A 23365-nucleotide genomic window follows, 5' to 3' on the forward strand; every position below is an offset into this window, starting at 1 on the left:
AAAGCCAGCTTTTGAAAACTGATTTTGCGTTATTCTTCGCTAGAAGGGTTATCTTTTTCCGCTTGAATTCGCATGTAAATTTCTTCTCGATGTACCGACACTTCTTTCGGAGCATTGACACCGATGCGTACTTGGTTTCCCTTTACGCCTAAAACAGTAACGGTTACATCGTCACCGATCATAAGTGTCTCTCCGACACGCCGCGTTAATATTAGCATCTGCCTGCTCCTTAGATTAAACCCTTGATGCAGCAACTTGATGCAGCAACTTGATGCAGCAAGTAGTGCCGTAAGTAGAACAGCAAGCTTGCCACACTACCACAAGGGTTATTTATATTAACAACTTACGCAATTTTCTCGATATGACAATCTACATAACCATCTGTATAAATCATGGTTATTGATGATACCACATTACTATCACGGAATTTGTTAACTTAGCTTCTCTTCAAGCCATGCAGTAACGTTGGCCAGAGCTCCTTCAAGCTGGGCTGGTTCGCTTCCACCTGCTTGCGCCATATCAGGGCGTCCGCCCCCTTTCCCGCCAACTTGAGCCGCCACAAAGTTCACCAATTCACCAGCTTTTACCTTACTGGTTAGTGAATTCGTTACACCTGCGATCAAGCTAACTTTTCCATCTTGTTTGAGGCCCAGCATCACAATGCCCTCGCCCAAACGGTTCTTCAAATCATCAACCATTTCGCGCAACGCTTTGGCTTCTGTATTCGTTACCTCAGCGATAATGGCTTTGGCACCATGAATCACAACAGCACTGTCAATTAGCGAGGCGCCAGCATTCGCTGAAAGCTGCTTTTGCATTTCCGCAAGTTCTTTCTCAAGCGCTTTTTGTTTTTGCAAAGTTTGCTCAATACGTTCTGCTAAATTTGCCGGATCACTTTTCAATAAACTGGCAGCACTCAACAAGCGCTGCTGCTGCCCTTGCGTAAAAGCAATTGCACCTGCACCGGTTACCGCTTCAATTCGGCGCACACCAGAAGCGATGCCTGCTTCAGCAACGATTCTCAGCGAACCAATGTCACCCGTTCGCTCTACATGAGTTCCGCCACAAAGCTCTAATGAGTACTCACCCATAGCTACTACACGCACGTTATCGTCATACTTTTCCCCGAACAACGCCATGGCGCCGCGAGCTTGTGCTTCCGCAATCGGCATCACCGCTGTAGTTAGTGGTGTATTCAGATAAATCTGTTCATTCACTTGTGCTTCAATCGCTTGCAATTCTGCAGCGGTTACAGCCTGCGGATGGGCAAAATCAAATCGTAACCGCTGATCATCTACCAACGAGCCTTTTTGATTTACATGCTCACCTAATACATTCCGCAACGCCGCATGCAACAAGTGGGTTGCCGAATGATTACGGCGAACCGCCCAACGGCGTTCATCATCTACTACTGCTAGAATGCTATCGCCAACCTTTAAGGTGGCATCCGCCACACCATGGTGGCCAATCGCTTTACCTAAATACTGTGTATCGGTAACGGTGTAAACGGGCTCGCCAGCCACTTCAAATACACCTACATCGCCTACCTGGCCGCCACTTTCAGCGTAAAATGCAGTATTATCCAAAACCACAATCGCGGTTTCCCCAGCAGCAACTGAGTTTACCGCTTCACCTGCAACAAAGATTTCCGTGATCGTTGCGGTATTTTCATATTCAGTATAGCCGCTAAATTCAGAAACCGTGGCCGCAGTAATACGATCATTGTAATCAGCTCCGAACTGCGAAGCTTGCTGCGCACGCGCCCGCTGTTCCGCCATTGCTGCATCAAAGCCCGCCTGATCTACGGCAAAGCCACGCTCGCGTAAAATATCCGCCGTTAAATCGAACGGAAAGCCATAGGTATCGTACAATTTGAACGCTACATCACCGGTTAATTCAGCGCCTTCCGTAAGCGTTGTTAATTCATCTTCCAATAAGCTCATGCCGCGCTGTAGTGTACGTGCAAATTGCTGCTCTTCTTGCAACAGCGCTTGTTCAATACGCCCTTGCGCACTTGCAAGCTCAGGAAACGCTTCGCCCATCAACGCTACTAGCGGTGCTACCAACTTGTGGAAAAACGCACCCGTAGCGCCTAGCTTGGAACCATGGCGCACCGCTCTACGAATAATACGGCGCAACACATATCCGCGACCTTCATTGCTTGGTAACACACCGTCCGCGATCAAGAATGAACATGAGCGAATATGATCAGCAATTACCCGCAATGATTGCGCACTTAAATCATCGGTACCCACCGCCTTAGCTGCCGTTTTTATCAGCGCCACAAAGGTATCAGTTTCATAGTTTGAATGTACGTTCTGCATTACCGCAGCAATACGCTCTAAACCCATGCCAGTATCTACTGAAGGCTTTGGTAACGGTTCCATGGTGCCATCGGCCTGGCGGTTATACTGCATAAACACCAAATTCCAGATTTCGATATAACGGTCGCCATCTTCCTCTGGCGTACCCGGAGGCCCACCCCAAACATCTTCACCATGATCATAAAATATTTCTGAACACGGGCCGCATGGGCCTGTATCACCCATTTGCCAAAAGTTATCCTTCGCACCAATACGGCTAATACGCGCTTCCGGCACCTGCATTTCTTGCGCCCAAATATCATAGGCTTCGTCATCTTCTTCAAATACCGTTACCCACAGCTTCTCTTTCGGTAGCTTTAGCTCTTCGGTTAAGAACTGCCACGCGTATTGAATTGCTTCGCGTTTGAAGTAGTCACCAAAACTGAAGTTGCCTAACATTTCGAAAAACGTGTGATGGCGAGCCGTATAACCTACATTTTCTAAATCATTATGCTTACCACCCGCTCGCACGCAGCGTTGTGAGCTGGTAGCGCGGGCATAATCACGCTTATCAGTACCCAAGAATACGTCTTTAAATGGCACCATGCCGGCATTGGTAAACAGGAGAGTTGCATCGTTACCGGGAATTAACGAAGAGCTCTGCACAACCTGATGGCCGCGTTGAGCAAAGAAATCTAAAAAAGCCGAGCGAATTTCAGCGCTTGTCATACTCATAAATACAATCCTGCCTTGGGTGATTAAGCGTGCTTACCACTATACATATGGGGTGTTCAGGAAAAAATAAAGGGGCTTAGATTAGCACAGCAAACTGTTAGAAAACAGCCGCGTTGTCATCATCTTCTGCAGCACCAATCGCTGCGTACACCTGCTCTGCGGTAAAACCGCGTTGAGCTAAAAAGCGCTGTCGTTTGGCGCGTTCTTTTGCTTCAAGTTGCTGCAGTTTGGCAATGTTGCCATTGGCATCGCCAAACCGCCGTTGATAGCGATGCTTGGCTAGTTCTCGCCAATCAGGTGCGAAATCAGTAAACACCGCCTCAATTTCCAAGTCGTTTAAGCCTTTTTGGCTCATTTCCATGCGAATTCGTAACGGCCCGTACCCTTGCTCCACCCGCTGGCGAAAAAAGCTTTCCGCAAAGCGCTCATTGGATTGCCATTGCCGTTCCTGCAGGCGCTTCAGCACAGCATTTACCGCCTCAACAGCAAACCCCTTATGCACTAGCTTGCGCCGTAACTCAGCCGCGCTATGTTCGCGGCGGCTGAGCAGATCTACGGCGCGAAACTCTATTGCTCGTTCATCTTCTGGATCTTTTGGTGGCTTCGGTTTGCCTTGCAACATGCTTTACTACTCAGCTTACTTCGCTAGCACAAAGGTTACTTGCACCCGCACTAACATAGCTTGTTGGCCAGGTTCTGTAACACTATCAGCCATGGGTGAACGCATCCTCATAACATTTTCACTGTGCGCTGGCGCAGAGCCGAACTCAACTACTGTTTGCACTCGCGCAATGCTACGGTTGCTTGCTGCAGCAAGTTCATTCGCTTTTTGCCGTGCTTGTTGCATCGCCGCACTGCGCGCTTCGGAATACAGCGGTGAGGGATCGCTAATTTCAAAAAGCACTTGTTGCACGCGGCCAATATTTTCGCTCAGCGCGCTATCCACTACTTGATCAAATAAGCGCAAATCTTGAAGGCGCACATTGATCTGCCGAGATACTTCGTAGCCTACAAAGTGTGAGGCTCCATCACGATATTCGTAGCGTGGTTGCACATTAATTTGCCATGAATCTACATCCTTGCGTTCCACACCAAAACTATCGAGTAAGGTAAGGAAATTCTCCGTAGTAGTATCAACCGTGCGTTTTAATAAGGCCGCATCATCACCAAGCTCACTCACCACAAACCGCATACTCGCCTGATCTGGCACACCGAATGCTTCACCCTGCGCCTCAACTTGAATGGTATCTGCTACTACGTTTACGCGCTGCGTATCATGCATGCTAACCGAGCAACCACTTACCAATAATGCCGTAGCCGCCGCTAAAATCACCGTATAATTGCGCATTGATATTCCCTCATTAATAACAAAAACTTGCACAATGCCAACCGCCGCCGCCTACTAACAAGGCTCGCGCTGGCACACTAATTACCTGGTAATCAGGCAGCCACTTGGCCATCAAGTTCCGCGCCACCTCATCGCTAGGCAGCCCAAACTCAGGCATTACGATTAATTTACAGGTTTCTGGCGATACTACAGATTTAACCTCTACCTCAGCCTTTGCCGATTCGCTCACCGGCAGCACACAATTAATCCGCAAGAAATTCACATAACTGGCCATCAACGGCATGCCGGCAATACGCCTGCGCACTCCCGGCCGTTGCGTAATGGTAATCGCTTCGCCAGCACTTAAACGCGGTGCCCGCGGTAAGGGTAATTTATACACGGTGAAGGCGCGGCCTTTGCCATCTCGCGCATGCTCCAAATAATCAAGAACTCGGCGGCACGTAGCATAATCTGGATGGCTCGCATCATCGGTATAAGCCACTACTACCTTGGTAGGTGCCAAAAATGCCGCCATATTGTCGATGTGCCCACCCGTTTCATCGGCTGCCAGCTTGCCCGGTAACATATGCACTTGCTGAATCGCAAAGCTCTGTTGTAGCTGCTGCCGCAATTGCGCAGCAGTTACACCATCATTACCCGGCCGAAACAAAATACTGCCCGAGCATGCCAATGCAGTGCCTTCGCCATCGTGGTGCAGGGCACCACCTTCCAGCACCATGGCCGCGTTTTCAATACGCAAATCAAGGTAGTTACTTAACCAATTGCGCGCCGCAACATCATGCTGATATTGATCATCAATGCCGCCCCAACCATCAAAACCAAAATGCCATGCGCTTGGTGTTGCAGTTCGTAGCACAAAGGGAGCACAATCACGCAACCAAATATCAGCGTAATCCAGCACGTGCAGCTTACACTGCCACCCTTGGTATTGTTGCTGTAACTGCGCAATCACCGTTGCTACTTGCGCATTAGCGCTAGCCGCAACTTGCAGATCTACCGGCACTGTTTGGCTTGCCAATACATTAAGTAGCGCCAGCATATCTTGCTGCACTGGCGTGAATTCTTCCGGTTGTAATACTTCACCTAAGGCATGTTGCGGCCAAATCTCGCTGCGATATGGCCAGCGCAACCACACGCTGCGGGTTACATCCCATTCGGTTTGTAAGGTTGGTACAGCATCTGCTTCTGCATGAAGCTGCACAGTGCCATTTCCCGTTACTACATTCATACGTTAACTGCCGCCTTGATGCTGACGTTGTGGGCGTTTCTTCGGCCGCCGCTTTTTCGCATTGGCATTGTTAGTACCCGCTTTACCAGCACCTGGCTTGCCGCCAGGCTTGCGCTTGCGGCTCTCTTTGGCGCGTTGCTGCATTTCTTGGCGGTGCTTATTACCCGCTCGGCGTGCTTGCCGCATTTGCCGTTCTTGATCCGTATCACTTACTACCACCGCAGATTCCACCATTGGCATCTGTACCAATTTTCGCAAATAGTTTACTTCCGGCGCTTGTAATTCCATCCAGCCACCTTGTACCAAGCCTTTGGGCAGGTGCAAATCACCGATGCGCACACGAATCAAACGATTCACAATTAAACCTTGGGATTCCCAGAGCCGGCGTACTTCACGATTGCGGCCTTCGGTAAGAATCACATGAAACCACTGATTCATACCCTCACCACCGCGGCGTAAAATTTTCTTAAATTTGGCCATGCCATCTTCAAGTTGCACGCCCTTCAACAATTTCTGGATTTTAGCTTCACCTACTTCGCCAAACACCCGCACCGCGTATTCGCGTTCTACTTCGTAACTAGGGTGCATTAACCGATTCGCCAGCTCACCGTCGGTGGTCATTAACAACATACCCGAGGTGTTAATATCTAACCGGCCTACCGCAATCCAGCGGCCATTGGCAATAAACGGCATACGCTCGTAAACTGTGGCGCGGCCCTCAGGATCTTTGCGCGTTACTAACTCACCTTCAGGCTTGTGGTACACCAACACCCGGCATGGCATATCTTCTTCATTACGCACGGTGGCCTTATGGCCATCAATACTAATCACCGAGCTCGCAGTTACCCGCTCACCCAGTGTTGCTACATGATCATCAACCCGAATACGCCCGGCGGTAATCATTGTTTCCAATTCTCGGCGCGAGCCGTAACCAGAACGGGCTAAAATCTTTTGTAACTTTTCGGTGTCTTTCACTATTCATTTTCCTCTTCTGCGTCACGCTCCCGCGTGTCTAATGGTTCTGCGCTAAGTAACTCGAAGGTTTCTTCAAGTTCCGGACGAGGCACTGCCAAGGCCGGTAAATCTGCTACAGATTGTAACGAAAAATAATCTAAAAACGCTTTTGTAGTGGCATACAGCGCAGGCCTTCCCGGAACTTCTTTATGCCCAACGATTTTCACCCAACCTCGCTCTTGCAAGGTTTTCATAATTTGCGTACTTACCGATACCCCGCGCACTGCCTCAATTTCACCGCGTGTTACCGGCTGCCGCCAGGCAATCAGGGCTAAGGTTTCTAACAAGGCGGCGGAATATCGTGGCGCTCGATCCGGCCACATTTGCACCAATGCAGGGCCAAGCTCTGGCCGCGTTTGAAAACGATAGCCCGATGCTACTTCAACAAGTTCAATACCGCGTTCACGGTAATCTTCTTTAAGCTCATCAAGCACTTGCCGAATGCGCGGCCGATTCAACCGAAAGTTCGCCAACACCCCACCTAACAACTGGTCAATGGTAGTTGCATCTTCGCCAGCAAAAATTGCCGCTTCCACAAGCTGCTTCAACTGTTTATCAGAAATCATGCTAACAATTCCTCAGCCTCATTCGTACCATTGCTAGTGCCATTGTTGTTCGTGGTGTTCATGTTGCGGGTAACATAAATCTGCGAAAAGCCATCCGCTTGCACAAGGGCAATCAACCCTTCTTTATTCAACTCTAAAATAGCTAAAAAGCTCACTACCACGCCACTACGCCCTTCTTCAGGGCTAAATAACGTAGCAAATTCTACCCGCTGCTGAACTTGCAGCGCTTCCATAATTCGGCTCATGCGCTCCCGTGTAGAAAGCGTTTCTCGCTGCACTTGGTGATGGGCTTGCACATCTACCAACTGCATTACCTTCAATAAGGCCGCAGCAAGCTCATCTACACCTACTTCGGCAGGTGCTTGCCCAGCCAATTCCCGCGCATCTGTAGTTGCATTGGCCACGAAGAAATCGCGTTCTTCCTGCGGCTGCTGATCAAGTTGCCCAGCGCCGGCACGCACAATTTCGTATTCCTTTAAGCGCCGCACTAGCTCAGCGCGCGGATCATCTTCTTCATCGTCGTCTGCGGCTATTTTCGGCAATAGCATGCGGCTTTTAATTTCCGCCAGCATAGCCGCCATCAACAAATAATCAGCAGCTAATTCTAGCTTTAACTCCCGCATCATCTCCACGTAAACCATGTATTGCTCGGTTACCTTTAAAATAGGCAAATCGAGAATATCCATTTTTTGTTTACGAATCAGATACAACAATAAATCCATCGGGCCCGAAAACAGGTCTAGCATTAACTCAAGCGCTTCCGGCGGGATATACAAATCTTCCGGTTGTTCAAACACCGGTTCCCCCCGCACGAAACCTAGCGGTAATGATTGCTGTTCAGCTACCTGTTCGGGTTCCAAATAATCGCTTCCTATCCTGAAGTATAAATACCAATTTGCATGTTCTAACAGTTCTTATGCAAATGGGCTAGGGTCACCTTCACCCAATCGAATAATGGCAATCTCATCATCTACCATATCCACAACAGTAGTTGGTTTTTCCATTAAATGGCCACCATCAATTATAAGATCTACCTGCTTCTCCAAGCGCATACGAATTTCATATGGATCTGGCTCGGCAAACTCATCCCCTGGGAAAATCAATGTGGTGGACATCATCGGTTCATTGAGCTCTGCCAGAAGGGCCTGCGCAATCGGATTATTCGGCACCCGCAAGCCAATGGTTTTACGCTTCGGGTTCATTAACCGCTTCGGCACTTCTTTGGTTGCCTTCAGTACAAAGGTGTATGGCCCCGGAGTATTGTTTTTTATCAAACGGAACGCTTGGTTACCCACTTTCGAATACACCGATAACTCCGATAAATCTCGGCACATTAAGGTAAAGTTATGTTCGCTACCCAATTGCCGTATCCGCAATATTTGCTCAACTGCATCTTTGTTTTGCAGTTGGCAGCCTAATGCGTACCCCGAATCAGTTGGATACACCACTACGCCACCTTGGCGAAGCAAATCTGCCGCTTGTGCAATCAATCGATGCTGCGGGTTATCGGGATGGATCTGGAAAAACTGACTCACCCTTTGTTCTCCTTCATAGCTTGCTCTGTATCGAACCAATCATGCCATACCGGGGTTAACCCCTCAGGCATTTGTAAGTTTCTGCCAAGTTCACGCCAGCGCCCCGGAAAATGAAAATCAGAGCCTGCTGATGCTAATAAATTGTATTCACGGGCCAGTTCACTCAACCATTGCCGTTGTTCTGGGGCCTGTTGACCACTCACCACTTCCATACAAACACCGCCAGCGGCCTGAAAATCATTAATCAATCGGCGCAACCACTTGGTGCTCATGTTATAGGCTAATGGGTGGGCAATACTCGCCACCCCGCCACTTGCATGAATCACCCTAACCGCTTCTGCCATACTGCACCATTGCGGTTTCACATAAGCACATTGCCCTTTTCCTAAAAAACGGTCAAATGCTTGCTGCTTGGTTGCCACATAACCATGCTTCAGTAACGCATCGGCGTAGTGCAAGCGGGTTCGTACGCCGCCACCTTGTGCAAGATTCGGCCGCGCCGTTGGTAAATGTTCCGCCGCAACCGCATTTTTTAGCAACCGCTCATGAATTAATTCTGAACGTTGGTGCCGTTGTTCGCGCTGCGCGTTTAATAACCGCCGCATTTGCTCGTGGTCAGGATCAAAGCGCCAACCCAGAATATGAATTTCAAAACCCTGCCAACTAGTGCTAAACTCAACGCCGCTCAATAGCTGCAGAGCAGCCGCTTGCTTGCTTGCCGATTTACCCTCGGGTACCGCCGCCAACTGAGCTTGTTGCAGCTGCAATGCTTGCTGGTACCCTTGTACAGAATCATGATCGGTAATCGCCAGCACATCAAGCTGCATTACTTCTGCGCGGAGTAGCATCTCGGCAGGTGTTAACACCCCATCCGAGGCATTGGTGTGGCAATGTAAATCTATCCGCAAAATGAGCCTCAATTAGAAAATATTCGTAGATGTATTTAATGTAGAAATAGTGGAACAAAATAATGCCAATATCATACGCGATTTTTTACAAAAAATCGTTGACACTTTTTCCACAGGCATTTAATGTTCTGTACAAGTTTACTCAGATGTCTAGAAAGGTATTTACTAACACTATGCAACAGTTCGCATCGGTTCAACATCATTGGTGGTGGCACTCCCCTCGCGGGTAGTGGATGCATCTGTGCGTGTTTAGTAAACGCAACTAATACAGAATTTCATTCAAAACCCGCTTCGTAAGCGGGTTTTGTCGTTTTTATTCCATAACAATAATTGGCATCAGCATGCAAAAACTAGGTCAAATTTTTCCCATATCGGTAGCCGCGCAATACCAAGCCGATCCAGTAGCCGTGTTGCAACGATTATCAGCAAGCGAAGGCGAGCATATTTTGCTTGAATCAGCAGAAATTGATTCACGGCAGAATTTGAAAAGCCTGCTAATGATCGATGCGTCACTAAAACTCGTTTGCCGCGGCCAGCGCGTAACCATCAGCGCCCTCACCGATAACGGCTGTTGTTTATTAGCTTTTTTGGCAACAGAGCTAGGTGCCTATCAAGTAGAGTACAGCGCTCACTGCTTGGTACTTGAGTTTCAACAGCCAGCAGAGAACCTTAACGAGCAACAGCGCCTGGCCGCTGTTGCCAACACGCAACCGCTACGCGTATTGCAACAAAAGCTCGCCACATTACATGAGCACCCGTTTGCAATTTTTCTTGCCGGGGTATTCGCCTACGATCTACTTGCCACTTTTGAGCAACTGCCCGAGGTAGCTGAGGGAGCAAATGATTGCCCTGATTACCAATTCTATCTGGCGGAAACCTTATTAATTATTAACCATGAAACCGAACAAACCGAGCTACTAGGTATTCTTGCCTGCGGTGAGCCTGATGATAATACTGCCGCAGATTCAAGCGTACTACCTATAGAACAACGGCACCAACAGTTGTGCCAACGCTTAGGCGAACTTATGAGCCGCATGCAAAACCCGCTTGCTACCAGCAACGGTTCAGCATTATTCACTCAGCCTACAACGCCAAATGGTGCATCTGCCGAGCATGCCCCCGCCGCGCAGAAAAAACCAACTCTCGATTTCAGCGCGATTGCCAGCGTACCTAGCCGAGAAACATTCAAAACTATTGTGCAGCACATGAAACAGCACATTGCGGCGGGCGATATTTTCCAAGTAGTGCCATCGCGCACCTTCTCGTTGCCTTGTAATAATGCCCTGGCAAGTTACGCCGAACTGAAGAAAAGCAATCCTAGCCCTTATATGTTTTATCTGCGCACCAAAGAGTTTGAACTATTCGGCGCGTCACCTGAATCAGCATTAAAATTTACCGCAGCGAACCGACAAGTAGAGCTTTATCCGATTGCTGGAACACGCAGCCGCGCCCGCGATGCCCAAGGCAATATTCTGGCAGATCAAGATTCCCGTATTGAGCTGGCCCTGCGGCAAGATAAAAAAGAAATGGCCGAACATATGATGCTGGTTGATTTAGCTCGTAATGATCTGGCCCGCATCGCCCGCACCGGCACCCGCTATGTAGCCGATCTATTGAAAGTGGATCGGTATTCCCATGTAATGCATTTAGTATCCCGTGTGGTTGCTACCCTGCGAAACGATTTAGATGCTCTGGATGCCTACCGTGCTTGTATGAATATGGGTACCTTAGTTGGCGCCCCGAAAATTAGTGCCGCACGCTTAATTCGCCAGGCGGAAGGCTGCCGGCGCGGTAGCTACGGCGGCGCTGTAGGCTACTTAAATGGCCAAGGTGATATGGATAATTGCATTGTGATTCGCTCGGCCTATGTGAAAAACGGTACCGCTGTTGTGCAAGCTGGAGCTGGCGTTGTATTTGATTCTGATGATGATGCAGAAGTACAAGAAACCGAACAAAAAGCTGGGGCTGTGTTGCAGGCAATTCTGTGCGCAAATGCTGCTGCGAAGAACCCATTACAGGAGCCACGCTCATGAGCCGAGGGCATATTATTTTTATCGATAACCTAGATAGTTTCACCTACAACTTAGTAGATGAACTTGCCCAGTTAGGCTTTGGCTTAGATGTATACCGAAACAACGTAAGCCTTGAGTTTATTGCCGCTCGCTTAGCCGAACAAGCCGCCGCTGGCCCGGTACTACTGTGCTTATCGCCCGGGCCAGGCCACCCTAATGAAGCCGGCCAATTGTTGCCCATCATTCGGCATGCTAGTGGTATCTATCCTATGCTGGGCATCTGCTTAGGCTTTCAGGCCCTCATTCAAGAAGCCGGCGGTGTTGTGGATCGTTGTTTTGAAACTGTGCATGGTAAAACTAGCCTTATAGAATGCGCTACACATCCGATTTTCAATGGCCTTAGCAACCCGTTACCGGTAGCTCGCTACCATTCGCTCATGGCTACTGAAGTACCAGAGCAAGTGCAGGTAATCGCCACCGTAAACGCGATTCCGATGGCATTCTATAACGCCCAGCAGCGCAGTATTGGCTTCCAATTTCACCCCGAATCTATTATGACCACCGATGGCGCTCAGCTATTGCGGCAAAGCATTGAATTTTTAATGCAAAACAGCAATCCAGAGAGCCTTCCGGCGAGCAATCAGGAGAGAACGAATGCGTGAACTAACAATGCTACTCAACGGCGATGTGTTGAGTATGGCAGAAACGGAAAAACTATTTGGCCACCTTATTGCCGGACAGCTCACGCTAAGCCAAATTAGTGCCATGCTCGTGGCATTAAAAATTCGTGGTGAAACACCAGCAGAAATCGCCGGGGCCGCCAAAGCATTATTAGCCGGCAGTAAAAAATTCCCTGAGCTTAGTTATCCAGTAGCCGATACCTGTGGCACCGGGGGAGATGGCAGCAATACGATCAACATCTCTACCGCCGCCGCGTTAGTGAACGCCAGTATGGGTTTAAAAATCGCCAAACATGGCAACCGCAGCATTTCCTCGCGTTCGGGTTCAGCGGATGTGCTCGAAGCACTCGGTGTGCCGCTCGATTTATCGCCAGATGAGAACAAGAAATTATTAGATGAGTTTGGCTTCTGTTTTCTATTTGCGCCCCACTACCACCCTGGAGTGCGCTATGCCATGCCAGTGCGGCAAGAATTGAAAACCCGCACGATTTTCAACTTACTCGGGCCGTTACTTAACCCTACGCGTCCACAAGCACAATTACTGGGTGTATATAATGCCAATCTTTGCCGCCCTATGGCGGAAACGTTGCGCTTATTGGGCTGCCCACGGGCTATGGTGGTAAATGGTAGCGGCCTAGATGAAATAGCCCTGCACGGCGATACCCATGTGGTTGAGCTACATGGTGATGAAATTCGTGAATACACCCTTAATCCGAGTGATTTTGGCCTACCAGAAGCGCCGCTAAGCTCGCTTAAAGGTGGTGATGGCAATCAAAATGCACGCATGCTGAAAGAGGTATTTGCTGGCCAAGGCAAGCTGGAGCATCGCCATGCGATTGCCATGAACGCCGCTGCAGTGCGTTACTTAACTGGCCATAACGAAACCTTACAAGAAGCTACTGATAGTGTACTTAGCCATCTTGCCAGTGGTGCAGCACTCCAACATTTACAACGCATGCAGGAGGAATTTATCGCATGAGTTCATTCGTAATGCACGATGATACCCCTTCCGTGCTGAAAGAAATTATGGCTACTCGGCAACAACGTTTGCAAGAAATGGCTGTGCTCTATCCGGAAGCAGAAATAGCGGTTGCTGCCGCAGCGAGTAATCGCCCAGTAAGAGGTTTTACCGCCGCGTTGCAACAACCGAACGCGCAATTCATTCTAGAGTGCAAAAAAGCTTCGCCCTCAAAAGGAGTAATTCGGGAAGATTTTGATCCGGTTGCTATCGCCACTATTTACGCCAGCTATGCAGCTGCCATTTCAGTACTAACGGAGCCAGATTACTTTCAAGGCGATTTTGCTTATCTGCAAGCCGTAAGCAGCAAAGTGCATGTACCGGTACTCTGCAAAGATTTCATCTTTAGTAGCTATCAAATCGATCTTGCGCGCTATTTTGGTGCTGATGCAATTCTACTTATGCTATCGGTGCTTGCGGATGATGATTACCAATTATTAGCCCAGCGCGCGCAGCAACTTGGCTTACATATTTTAACCGAAGTAAGCAATGCTGAAGAGATGCAACGGGCGGCTGCGCTGAACGCGAAAGTAATTGGCATTAATCATCGCAACTTGCGCGATCTTTCGGTGGATTTAAACCGTAGCCAAGAGTTAGCAGCGCTAGCACCGGAAGGTGCCTTGTTAATCGCCGAATCAGGTATCGAGAATAACCAGCAAATCCGCTCCATAGCACCCCATGTGGATGGTTTTTTAGTTGGTGGCTCACTTACCGAGCAAGCCGACATCGATCTGGCCTGCCGCAAATTGATTTATGGTGAACACAAAATATGTGGCCTCACCCAGCCTGCACAAGCCATAGCAGCAAGAGCGGCCGGGGCAGCATACGGTGGCTTGATATTTGCGAAGCGCTCGCCACGTTGTGTATCCCTAGAGCAAGCACAACAAATATGCGCCGTACGTGGCCTGAATTATGTGGGTGTTTTTGCCCTAGAAGATTTTCTTAACAATGAAGAAAATGAACAACAAGAGGCAGCGTACTTAGCTGCAGCGCAACAAATAGCTGCTATTGCCGCCAAATTGCACTTAGCTGCAGTACAATTACATGATGTGCAGGATGTAAACATTGTGGCGGCACTTAACCAAGCGTTAACGATGCACGAGCGCGCTAACTACAGCCAAGCTCACACTGAAATCTGGGTGGCTCGCAGCGTAGCAGCAAACACACAGCTATATCAGCAGCCAATGATTAGCCGAGAAGTATGGGATCACGGCCGCGGGGGCTCGGGCAGCAGCTTCGATTGGCAAACATTGCCAAGTAGCGAGCAGCGCCTTCACATTCAATTGGCTGGTGGTTTAAAGCCAAATAACATTGCCACAGCCATCAGCTTAGGCTGCCGTGGCTTAGATATTAACTCTGGCGTTGAACGTCAGCCTGGGCATAAAGATCCTGCGTTAATGCAGCAGGTTTTCGCCACGATTCGGATATATTAAAGAGGTTATCACGATGCAAACACAACAAGTTTTAAGCCCATATTTTGGCGAATTCGGTGGTCAGTTTGTACCAGAAATCCTGTTGCCTGCGCTCGACCAACTCGAGCAAGCGTTTAATGATGCGCAGCAAGATCCAGAATTTCAGAGCGAATTTAAAAATCTGCTCAGCACCTATTTAGGCCGCCCAACGCCATTAACCTTGTGCCATAACCTCACTAAGGGTTCGCCAGCTAAAATTTACCTGAAGCGCGAAGATCTATTGCATGGCGGCGCTCACAAAACCAACCAAGTATTAGGGCAAGCGCTGCTGGCAAAACGGATGGGGAAAACGCGTATTATTGCTGAAACCGGTGCCGGCCAGCACGGTACCGCTACAGCTCTAGCGTGCGCATTACTCGGGCTTGAGTGCATTATCTACATGGGCCGCAAAGATGCCGAACGGCAGCAACCCAATGTGTTTCGGATGGAACTTATGGGCGCTAAAGTAGTGCCAGTAGATGCCGGTAGCGGCACCCTAAAAGACGCCGTGAACGAAGCCATGCGTGATTGGACCGCAAGTTACCCAACCACCCATTACCTGCTTGGTACTGCTGCGGGCCCACACCCATTCCCAACCATTGTGCGTGAATTTCACCGCATGATTGGCGCCGAAGCAAAAGAACAAATTCTTGCCCAAGAAGGTCGTTTACCTGATGAGGTTATCGCCTGCGTGGGTGGTGGTTCAAATGCCATTGGTATATTCGCCGAATTTATTGATGAACCCAGCGTACGCCTAACCGGTGTTGAGCCTGCTGGCCGCGGCATCGAAAGTGGTGAGCATGGCGCTACCTTAAGTGCGGGCAAGCCAGGGGTGTTACACGGCTGCCGTTCGTTCTTAATGCAAGATTCCGATGGCCAAATTGAAGAGAGTTATTCAGTTTCTGCGGGCTTAGATTACCCAGGTGTTGGCCCGCAACACGCCTATTTGCACTCTATTGGCCGGGCGCAGTACACCAGTGTTACCGATCAACAAGCGCTCGATGCCTTTAAGATACTTTCCAGCGCCGAAGGCATTATTCCAGCGTTAGAAACGGCCCATGCACTCGCCTATGCCATAGAGCGAGCCAAAGCCGCTACTACGCCAGAAGTGTTGCTGGTGAATCTATCCGGCCGCGGTGATAAAGATATTGATCACGTTCGTAAAATCTTAGCGGCACAAGCTGCCGAAGCTCAATCATAAGGAGTATTTACATGAGCCAAACAGCTAACCGTTACGCGGCAATGTTTACCGGGTTAACTGAACGCCAACAAGGGGCATTTGTGCCCTTCGTTACTTTAGCCGATCCAAGCCTCGCCCAAAGCGAGCAGATCATTCGTACCCTTATCGAAAGTGGTGCCGATGCACTAGAACTTGGTTTGCCATTCTCAGATCCTGTAGCCGATGGCCCAGTAATTCAAGCGGCCAACATTCGGGCATTAAAGAACCACGTTACTAAACAACAGTGTTTCGATCTTATTGCCCGTATTCGCGCCGATTACCCCAATATTCCAATTGGTTTATTGGTGTACTGCAACTTGGTGGTAACCAACGGCGTTGATGCGTTCTACACACAAGCAAAAAATGCCGGCGTAGATTCGGTACTGATTGCCGATGTGCCTGTACGAGAGGGCCTGCATTTTCAAGCTTCTGCAAAAAAACATGGCATTCAAGCCATCTTTATTGCACCACCCGATGCCTCTGCCGCTACCTTAGCGAAAGTTGCTGAAGCAAGTGAGGGATATATTTATTTGCTCAGCCGTTCCGGTGTTACTGGCGATAACCAAGCCGCAGCAGCGCCAGCTGCTGAATTAATTGCCGCATTGAACAATTTTGGTGGCGCACCAGCATTGCTTGGCTTTGGCATTAGTACACCAGAACAGGTGCAAGCCGCCATTCACGCAGGTGCGGCCGGTGCTATTAGTGGTTCAGCAGTAGTGCGTATTATTACTGATAATCTGGATGATGAAGCGGCTATGCTTGCAAAGCTTGCAGCCTTTGTAGCAGCTATGAAAGCGGCTACCCAGCGTTAATACCTGCCACGAATAATCATAGCCCGCCTTGACACTGTGAGGCGGTGTTATTATTCTGTTAAGCATGAGTTAGTTGATGATCATTACAGCTCATGCTTAATAATTTCATTCAAATAAGTATAAAGGAATAAAGGAATAAAGGAATAAAGGAATAAAGGAATAAAGGAATAAAGGAATCATGAAGTATATAAGCCTATTTGCCATTGTTTTAACAATGATTTTCACCTCTCCCAAACTACTCGCAAACTCCCAAAATAATAATTCTGATGAATTTTGTGGGAACCATCTTAATCGATTTTCTCAGCAATGTGTTGGCTACAGTTACCTTAAGCGAGAAATGTACTTTGCTGGCTCAGGTGGCGCTGAACATACAGTAATTGTACACCGTATGCGAAACCACAGTGGTGCCGTAGTTGGAATGTCGCTAGATTTCGTTCTCGATACTGGTGTAAGTAACATCACGAACCACGAACATCATATTAATAATGCGCTTGAATCATTTCGTAGCGCATTCCGAAATAACAACTTCTACACATATCGCGAGTGCGACCCAACGATTGAAATTTGTTGTTATAACGGCAACTGCTTTGAAATATATAGCACGCCTAACGCACAGCAAAACGAGCAAAGCGATTTATCCCACGAAGTCACTAGTGAAAACCCTGAAATACAAAATAACCGGAACAATCGAATTCGTGAGATTTTTAATGATGGAGCTTCTTTGATCACCTACATTCAAGCTCTGCGCAGTAATTCGAGCGACGCAACAAAGTTTCGCCAAGACTTAGCTGAGGATTTGGCGACTGAAAGCTTATTTACCATGATATCTACCCGAAGCGATGGCCACAAAGTGTGTATCAATACAGGCACTACCTGTGAGGTTCTCAGTGGACATGTTCTCCATAGCGATAGCTTTAGCTCTGCTGATCTTTATCACGACTATGGTAGGTCTGTGAATCATTCACTAGAGGAATTCCTTTACAATTGGTTTATTCGTGAAATGAACGAAGGAACGACATGTACCCAAAGCTGGTCCTGTGACGCCACCGATTACTGCCAACTAAGATTGCAGTGCCAATAGCGGCATACCCCATAAATACTCTGCAAGTTGTTCCACAGCGCCGCTTAATTTCCAGGCGGCGCTGCTGCTTGATTAGCCTCAGTTATTAGCTCATTAGCAGTCAAACGGCGAACCTCATCGCCAGCCAGCAAAATAGCCAGCCATTTGGTACTGGGGTTCTCATCAAAGCCGATTTTCACGCCCATGGTAAGGGGCACCGAGAGTAGCATCCCTACCGGCCCTAACAACCAGCCCCAGAAAATTAACGAGAGGAACACCACCAAAGTAGAAAGGCCTAAGCCGCGGCCCATCATTTTTGGCTCTACAATGTTGCCCATAATAATATTCACTAATAAAAACCAGATCGCCACAACGCCAGCCATCACCGGGTTCAACTGCACAAGCGCCATCAGTACCGCAGGCACTGCCGCGATAATAGAACCGATATTCGGAATATAATTAAACAGAAATGCGATCACAGCCCACAAAATAAAATGATCTAGCCCCATCAACCACAAACCAAAACCAATTAAGCAACCGGTAATCAAGCTCACCAAGGTTTTTAGGGCTAAGTATTTATTAATCGCCATTAATAAATTCGTCATTTGCCCAAGCTTCTTCTCTGGGCTTGGAAAAGCCAATGATATCTTTTTCGGCATCAACGCTGCTTCGCTCAACATAAAGGCCACAATCAGCATAATGATCACCGTATTGGTCATCATATTTCCCAAACCAGACAGTAAATTAACCGACATGGAAAACAGCCGTGAGGGGTCGAACTGGTCTTGTAAAATAGCGATGTCGAGATGAATATTAAATGTTTCCGCGTAAGCTACCAGCGTTTCAAATTGGTCTAGAATCTTTTCTCGATACTCTGGCATTTTCAAAGTGAACTCATTCACCGATTGCAATACCAAGCCCACGAATGCCGAACCCACCACTAAAATCACTACAAACACGGCGCCGATAGCGATACTCGGAGGCAATCCCTTTTGCTTAAACCAAAAAATGGCCGGCTGAAATACAATGGCAATGAACAACGCCAACAAAAATGGCACCACAATTACGCTGGCTGCCTTAATACTAGCTAAAATCACCATAATCGCCGCCGCCACTACGAAAAAGCGGCTAATCGATGAAATGGCCGGGTTGTGGTCTGTCATTGTCTTATCTCCGTACAAGAAAACGCGCAGAATCAATATTCTTGCATTTATCGCTGCTACACTAACGCTGCTACACTAATACTGTGTTGTTATTGTTCGTAGATTAGCATTAAGCAACAGGGAGCTTCCATGAAATTATTTATTACCGGTGCCACAGGTTTAATTGGCCGCACATATCTGCGCCACTACGGTGACCAACACGATGTTACCGTGCTTACCCGCAATCCTGAAAAAGCGCGGAAAGCTCTGGGCAGTAGCGTGCGCACCGTGGTGAGCTTAAGTGAATTTGATCATCTCAATGAATTTGATGCCGTGATCAACCTAGCGGGTGAGCCTATCGCGGAAAAGCGCTGGAGCGATAAACAAAAGCAGCGTATTCAACAAAGCCGTTTTCGCATTACCGAGCAGCTTAGCGCCTTAATTCAAAATTCTGAGCGGCCACCAAAAGTATTTATTTCTGGCTCCGCCGTAGGCTTTTATGGCCGCCAAGGTGAGCAAGTGGTAAGTGAAACTAAAGGCACACCTCATGATGAGTTTAGCCACCAGTTATGCCAGCAATGGGAGCAGCTTGCGAACCAAGCCGGCAGTGAACACACCCGGGTATGCTTACTACGCACCGGTATTGTGCTCGCTCGTTTGGGTGGCGCTCTGGAGCGCATGGCACCACCCTTTAAGTTTGGCCTAGGTGGCCCCATTGGCAATGGCAAGCAAATGATGTCATGGATTCACATTCACGACATGATCGCCGGTATTGATTTTCTCTTACATCATGATGAGTGTGCAGGTGCGTATAATTTCACCGCCCCTACGCCAGTAAGTAATAAAATATTTAGCAAAACCTTGGGGAAAGTATTGCATCGCCCGGTAATTTTCCGAGTACCAGCTTTTACCATGCGGCTTGCTTTTGGGGAGATGGCCGATTTACTCCTTACCGGCCAAGCTGTAGTACCAGAACGCTTAGAACAAGCTGGGTTCACGTTTAAATATCGCGAGCTTGAGCCAGCATTAGCGCAGATTTACCCGCGCTAAGCTAGCTGTTACAGCATCGTAATATTAGGCCAGTTGCCGAATAAGGTTGCCGGTTTGCTGCCGCAATAAGCGCCAGCAAACTGACCAGCCTAACGCTGCCACAATAGTAGCGCCCAATAATGGCCCCAGTACCCAGAAGCGCCAATGTAACGAAGGCGCCATATTAAACACCTGGGTTTGTAACACGTAAATTGAGAGCTCCATGGCAATGGTGGCAATCAAGCCCGCCAACGCGCCCAACATTACAAACTCATAGGTTACCGCGCGCGTAAGTAAGCTCGAGCGCGCCCCCAAGGTTCGCAGAATCACCAACTCCTGTTGGCGCTCTTCTAGGGTAGCCTGAACTTGCGCCACCAATACCAAGCCACCAGCACCGATTACCAACACCATTACAAAAGTAATGGCTAACGAAACATGGCTAATTACATCACGAACCTGAGCAAGAATATCCTCCACATCGATTAACGATGCTTGCGGGAATTCACGGAACAATGAATACAATTCAGGGCGCCGATCATCCGGTAAGTAAAAACTAGCGATATAAGTAGCTGGCATGTTTTCGATTAAATTCGGGCTGAATACCATGTAGAAATTTGGCTGCATGGTATTCCAATCCACATCACGAATACTAGTTACCGGCACGGTAAACTCATCGGCGGCAATACGGAACGTAAGCTCATCACCTAAACCAACGCCAATTCGATCCGCCACCTGTGATTCTACTGAAACCCCAGATTCTCCTGGCGCAAACCACTGCCCTTCGCGTAAAACGTTTTCTGCCGGCAAATCGGCCTGCCAGGTTAGTTGCAGCTCACGGCCAAAGCCTTCACGGAATTCACTATCATCCCGTTCTTCTTTACTTACGGCATCGCGCACTGGGGTACCGTTAATCGCGGTTAACCGGCCGGGAATAATTGGGTATAACTCGGTGGCGCTTAACCCCTCACGCGCGAACATCGCTTGCATGGGTTCTGCCTGCTGGCTAGCAACGTTTACCACGAAGAAATTCGGCGCATCATCGGGTAACTGGCCACGCCAATCTTCCAATAACTCATTGCGCAGCGCGAGCACCAGTAAAAACAGCATTACTGCTACCGAGAAGCTCAGCATTTGCATGCTATTTTCACGCGCACGGCGTTGCAAACCCGCCATCGCCAAGCGCCAACTACTGCCGGCTTGCATACCGGCAGTGCGGCTGGCTCGAATAAATAAACGGCTAATACCTAACAGTAAGAACATCGCCAATAGGCCACCGGCAAATAATGCTAAGGAAAGCAAATAGCTACCGCTGTAGAGCACCATTAACACAAAAATCGTGGTACCCGAAATCCCCCAATGCAGCCAGCGCGATAATCCTGAAGCATTCATATCTCTGCGCAGCACTCGCAGCGGTGGTACATTTAATAAACGCAGTAGCGGGTACAAACTAAACATCAATGCACAAAGCAATCCGGTAGCGATGGCTAACCAATAGGGGCCAACCCCCGTATTGGGTAAATCATAACCTAACGCACCGCTTACCCAGCCTACTACCGAGGCTTGCAAGGCTATCCCCAGCAGCAGGCCAATAAGAATACTTACCAAGGTAAGCAATAATAGGTGCAAGGTAAATATTTTCGCCACCTGCCCTTTGCGGCCACCTAAGGTTTTCATTACTGCTACAGCATCAAAATTGCGTTGCGCATAGCGCTGAGCCGCTACGGCTACCGCGGTGGCGGCTAACACCACACCTAACAAACTCGCCAGCAACATAAAGCGCTCAGCACGCTCTAATGCTGCTGAAAGTGGTGAATCACCATCTTGAATGTTCTGCCAACGCTGAGAAACATTATCCAGTTGTGGCACCAGCCAGTTTTCGAAACGCGCTAAATCGGTGGCGGAGCCGGCAAATAAATAATTGTAATTTACTCGGCTGCCAGGCTGAATTAGGCCCGTATCAGCCAACTCAGAGTAATGAATTAAAACGGTAGGGCTATCGGCGAACACGTTGAAGCCAGAATCGGGCTCGCTACTGAGAACCTTCGTTACCCGGAATTCGCTTTCACCCACTTCTAACCGATCGCCAAGCGCTAAATTTAGCTGTTGAAACAACGAACCTTGCACCCAAGCTTCCCCCGGCCCCGGCAAGCCCTCGGCAATAACGCCTTCGGTAAAGGGTTCGCTAGCTACTTCCAAATGCCCTCGCAACGGATAGCCATCACTTACCGCTTTCACATCTACCAAAGCCAATTCATCGTTCGCAAAGGCCATCGAGTTAAAAGTGGTGCGGCGCGCCCAAGCAACTTGTTCTTGCTCTGCACGCTCTAACCACTCAGTAGGTATTTCCGCACCTCGGCTGCGTAACACGCGATCAGCGGCTAAGAACTCGGCACTACGCTCCATCAAGCCAAGCTGCAAACGCTCACTAAACACCGATAACGACAATACGGCACAAACCGCTAAAGCAACGGCTGCCGCCATAATAGTAAGTTCACCACGGCGCAGTTCATGCTTTAGTAATCGCCAAGAAATTTTATGCCACATCGGTTGTTGTTTCCTTGCTGCCCGGTGCTGAATTGCTCTTTGCGGTACTCTTTTCTTCGACATCAGTTTCACTATCGGCACCCTGCTCTACCAGCTTGCCACCGGCAATGCGCAACACTCGATCACAGCGCTGTGCGAGCGCATCGTCATGGGTAACAATCACTAACGTAGTACCGAATTCGCGATTAAGTTCGAACAGTAATTCTTCAATGCGGCTGCCCGTTTCAGTATCCAAGTTACCGGTGGGCTCATCGGCAAAAAGAATTTGTGGTTCACCAATAAATGCCCGGGCAATGGCCACACGCTGTTGCTCACCACCGGAAAGTTGGTTCGGGTAATGGGTTAGGCGCTCGCCTAAGCCTACTTTTTCTAACAGTTCACGCGCTTGCTTCTCAGGGTTTCGGCTACCCGCAAGCTCTGCAGGCAACATTACATTCTCTAATGCACTTAAACTTTGGATTAATAAAAACGATTGAAAGATGAAACCAATTTTCTCACCCCGCAATATTGCGCGCTGCTCTTCATCCAAATCACCCAAACTTACGTTATCTACAATAATATCGCCGGTTGAAGGTAAATCTAACCCGGCCAATAATGACAGCAGTGTTGATTTACCAGAGCCGGAGGCTCCCACGATAGCCACCACCTCGCCAGCATCAATTGCGAGGCTTAAGGGCGATAGGATTTGCAATTTTCCAGCGGTCGTCGCAACATTGCGAGACACAGAACGAGCTTCAATTAGGGCCATATGCGTATTAAAT

At 48.7% G+C, this 23365-nt stretch carries 21 protein-coding genes; 8 read left to right on the forward strand and 13 right to left on the reverse strand.

Features of this window, described 5'->3' with window-relative positions; genetic code table 11:
* Positions 1 to 29 precede the first annotated feature (29 nt).
* The 10 genes from csrA to ACNA7P_RS07390 form a co-directional block, all read right to left on the reverse strand.
* Positions 30 to 218 (reverse strand): carbon storage regulator CsrA, encoded by a 189-nt coding sequence (gene csrA / locus ACNA7P_RS07345; protein WP_416257976.1) that lies wholly within the window; start codon positions 216 to 218, stop codon positions 30 to 32.
* Positions 219 to 431: 213 nt separating this feature from the next.
* On the reverse strand, positions 432 to 3038 hold the full coding sequence (alaS, locus tag ACNA7P_RS07350) for an alanine--tRNA ligase (RefSeq protein ID WP_416257977.1): 2607 nt from the start codon (positions 3036 to 3038) through the stop codon (positions 432 to 434).
* Between the two features lie 97 nt (positions 3039 to 3135).
* Positions 3136 to 3660, reverse strand: a complete 525-nt coding sequence (locus ACNA7P_RS07355; RefSeq protein ID WP_416257978.1) for a regulatory protein RecX — start codon at positions 3658 to 3660, stop codon at positions 3136 to 3138.
* Between the two features lie 15 nt (positions 3661 to 3675).
* Complete coding sequence (locus ACNA7P_RS07360; RefSeq protein ID WP_416257979.1) at positions 3676 to 4386, reverse strand: SIMPL domain-containing protein; 711 nt, start codon at positions 4384 to 4386, stop codon at positions 3676 to 3678.
* A gap of 13 nt (positions 4387 to 4399) precedes the next feature.
* Positions 4400 to 5614: an agmatine deiminase family protein gene (locus ACNA7P_RS07365; RefSeq protein ID WP_416257980.1), complete on the reverse strand. Its 1215-nt coding sequence runs from the start codon at positions 5612 to 5614 to the stop codon at positions 4400 to 4402.
* A gap of 3 nt (positions 5615 to 5617) precedes the next feature.
* On the reverse strand, positions 5618 to 6589 hold the full coding sequence (rluB, locus tag ACNA7P_RS07370; RefSeq protein ID WP_416257981.1) for a 23S rRNA pseudouridine(2605) synthase RluB: 972 nt from the start codon (positions 6587 to 6589) through the stop codon (positions 5618 to 5620).
* Entirely contained in the window at positions 6589 to 7194 is a 606-nt protein-coding gene (gene scpB / locus ACNA7P_RS07375) for an SMC-Scp complex subunit ScpB (RefSeq protein ID WP_416257982.1), read from the reverse strand. Before scpB ends, rluB begins: the two co-directional genes overlap by 1 nt.
* Entirely contained in the window at positions 7191 to 8054 is an 864-nt protein-coding gene (locus ACNA7P_RS07380) for a segregation and condensation protein A (RefSeq protein ID WP_416257983.1), read from the reverse strand. Before ACNA7P_RS07380 ends, scpB begins: the two co-directional genes overlap by 4 nt.
* Positions 8055 to 8108: 54 nt before the next feature.
* Entirely contained in the window at positions 8109 to 8729 is a 621-nt protein-coding gene (locus ACNA7P_RS07385; RefSeq protein WP_416257984.1) for an L-threonylcarbamoyladenylate synthase, read from the reverse strand.
* Positions 8726 to 9637: a PHP domain-containing protein gene (locus ACNA7P_RS07390; RefSeq protein WP_416257985.1), complete on the reverse strand. Its 912-nt coding sequence runs from the start codon at positions 9635 to 9637 to the stop codon at positions 8726 to 8728. The genes ACNA7P_RS07385 and ACNA7P_RS07390 overlap by 4 nt, the downstream gene beginning before the upstream one ends.
* Positions 9638 to 9978: 341 nt before the next feature.
* Here ACNA7P_RS07390 and ACNA7P_RS07395 point away from each other — a divergent pair, with 341 nt between their 5' ends.
* The 7 genes from ACNA7P_RS07395 to ACNA7P_RS07425 all read left to right on the forward strand — a co-directional run bounded on the left by ACNA7P_RS07395 (position 9979) and on the right by ACNA7P_RS07425 (position 17910).
* Positions 9979 to 11670 (forward strand): anthranilate synthase component 1, encoded by a 1692-nt coding sequence (locus ACNA7P_RS07395; RefSeq protein WP_416257986.1) that lies wholly within the window; start codon positions 9979 to 9981, stop codon positions 11668 to 11670.
* Complete coding sequence (locus ACNA7P_RS07400; RefSeq protein WP_416257987.1) at positions 11667 to 12311, forward strand: aminodeoxychorismate/anthranilate synthase component II; 645 nt, start codon at positions 11667 to 11669, stop codon at positions 12309 to 12311. Before ACNA7P_RS07395 ends, ACNA7P_RS07400 begins: the two co-directional genes overlap by 4 nt.
* On the forward strand, positions 12304 to 13308 hold the full coding sequence (trpD, locus tag ACNA7P_RS07405; RefSeq protein ID WP_416257988.1) for an anthranilate phosphoribosyltransferase: 1005 nt from the start codon (positions 12304 to 12306) through the stop codon (positions 13306 to 13308). The genes ACNA7P_RS07400 and trpD overlap by 8 nt, the downstream gene beginning before the upstream one ends.
* Positions 13305 to 14780 carry a bifunctional indole-3-glycerol-phosphate synthase TrpC/phosphoribosylanthranilate isomerase TrpF gene (gene trpCF / locus ACNA7P_RS07410; protein WP_416257989.1) on the forward strand — a complete coding sequence of 492 codons (1476 nt, stop codon included), beginning with the start codon at positions 13305 to 13307 and terminating at the stop codon, positions 14778 to 14780. Before trpD ends, trpCF begins: the two co-directional genes overlap by 4 nt.
* A gap of 13 nt (positions 14781 to 14793) precedes the next feature.
* Positions 14794 to 15999 carry a tryptophan synthase subunit beta gene (gene trpB / locus ACNA7P_RS07415; protein WP_416257990.1) on the forward strand — a complete coding sequence of 402 codons (1206 nt, stop codon included), beginning with the start codon at positions 14794 to 14796 and terminating at the stop codon, positions 15997 to 15999.
* An 11-nt stretch (positions 16000 to 16010) separates the two neighbouring features.
* The gene (trpA, locus tag ACNA7P_RS07420; RefSeq protein ID WP_416257991.1) at positions 16011 to 16829 is read left to right on the forward strand and encodes a tryptophan synthase subunit alpha; all 819 of its coding nucleotides are present in this window, start codon (positions 16011 to 16013) and stop codon (positions 16827 to 16829) included.
* 178 nt (positions 16830 to 17007) lie between these two features.
* Positions 17008 to 17910 (forward strand): hypothetical protein, encoded by a 903-nt coding sequence (locus ACNA7P_RS07425; RefSeq protein WP_416257992.1) that lies wholly within the window; start codon positions 17008 to 17010, stop codon positions 17908 to 17910.
* A 44-nt stretch (positions 17911 to 17954) separates the two neighbouring features.
* Here ACNA7P_RS07425 and ACNA7P_RS07430 read toward each other — a convergent pair whose 3' ends face one another.
* The gene (locus ACNA7P_RS07430; protein WP_416257993.1) at positions 17955 to 19052 is read right to left on the reverse strand and encodes an AI-2E family transporter; all 1098 of its coding nucleotides are present in this window, start codon (positions 19050 to 19052) and stop codon (positions 17955 to 17957) included.
* A gap of 129 nt (positions 19053 to 19181) precedes the next feature.
* On the opposite strand from ACNA7P_RS07430, the gene ACNA7P_RS07435 reads away from it, so the two are divergent.
* A complete protein-coding gene (locus ACNA7P_RS07435; protein ID WP_416257994.1) occupies positions 19182 to 20081 on the forward strand; it encodes a TIGR01777 family oxidoreductase in 900 nt (299 codons plus the stop codon).
* A gap of 24 nt (positions 20082 to 20105) precedes the next feature.
* Here the strand turns inward: ACNA7P_RS07435 and ACNA7P_RS07440 are convergent, their stop codons facing one another.
* Complete coding sequence (locus ACNA7P_RS07440) at positions 20106 to 22604, reverse strand: ABC transporter permease (RefSeq protein ID WP_416257995.1); 2499 nt, start codon at positions 22602 to 22604, stop codon at positions 20106 to 20108.
* A complete protein-coding gene (locus ACNA7P_RS07445; RefSeq protein ID WP_416257996.1) occupies positions 22594 to 23352 on the reverse strand; it encodes an ABC transporter ATP-binding protein in 759 nt (252 codons plus the stop codon). The genes ACNA7P_RS07440 and ACNA7P_RS07445 overlap by 11 nt, the downstream gene beginning before the upstream one ends.
* Positions 23353 to 23365 lie beyond the last annotated feature (13 nt).

The organism is Aliidiomarina sp. (assembly GCF_047920995.1).
GTDB lineage: Bacteria > Pseudomonadota > Gammaproteobacteria > Enterobacterales > Alteromonadaceae > Aliidiomarina.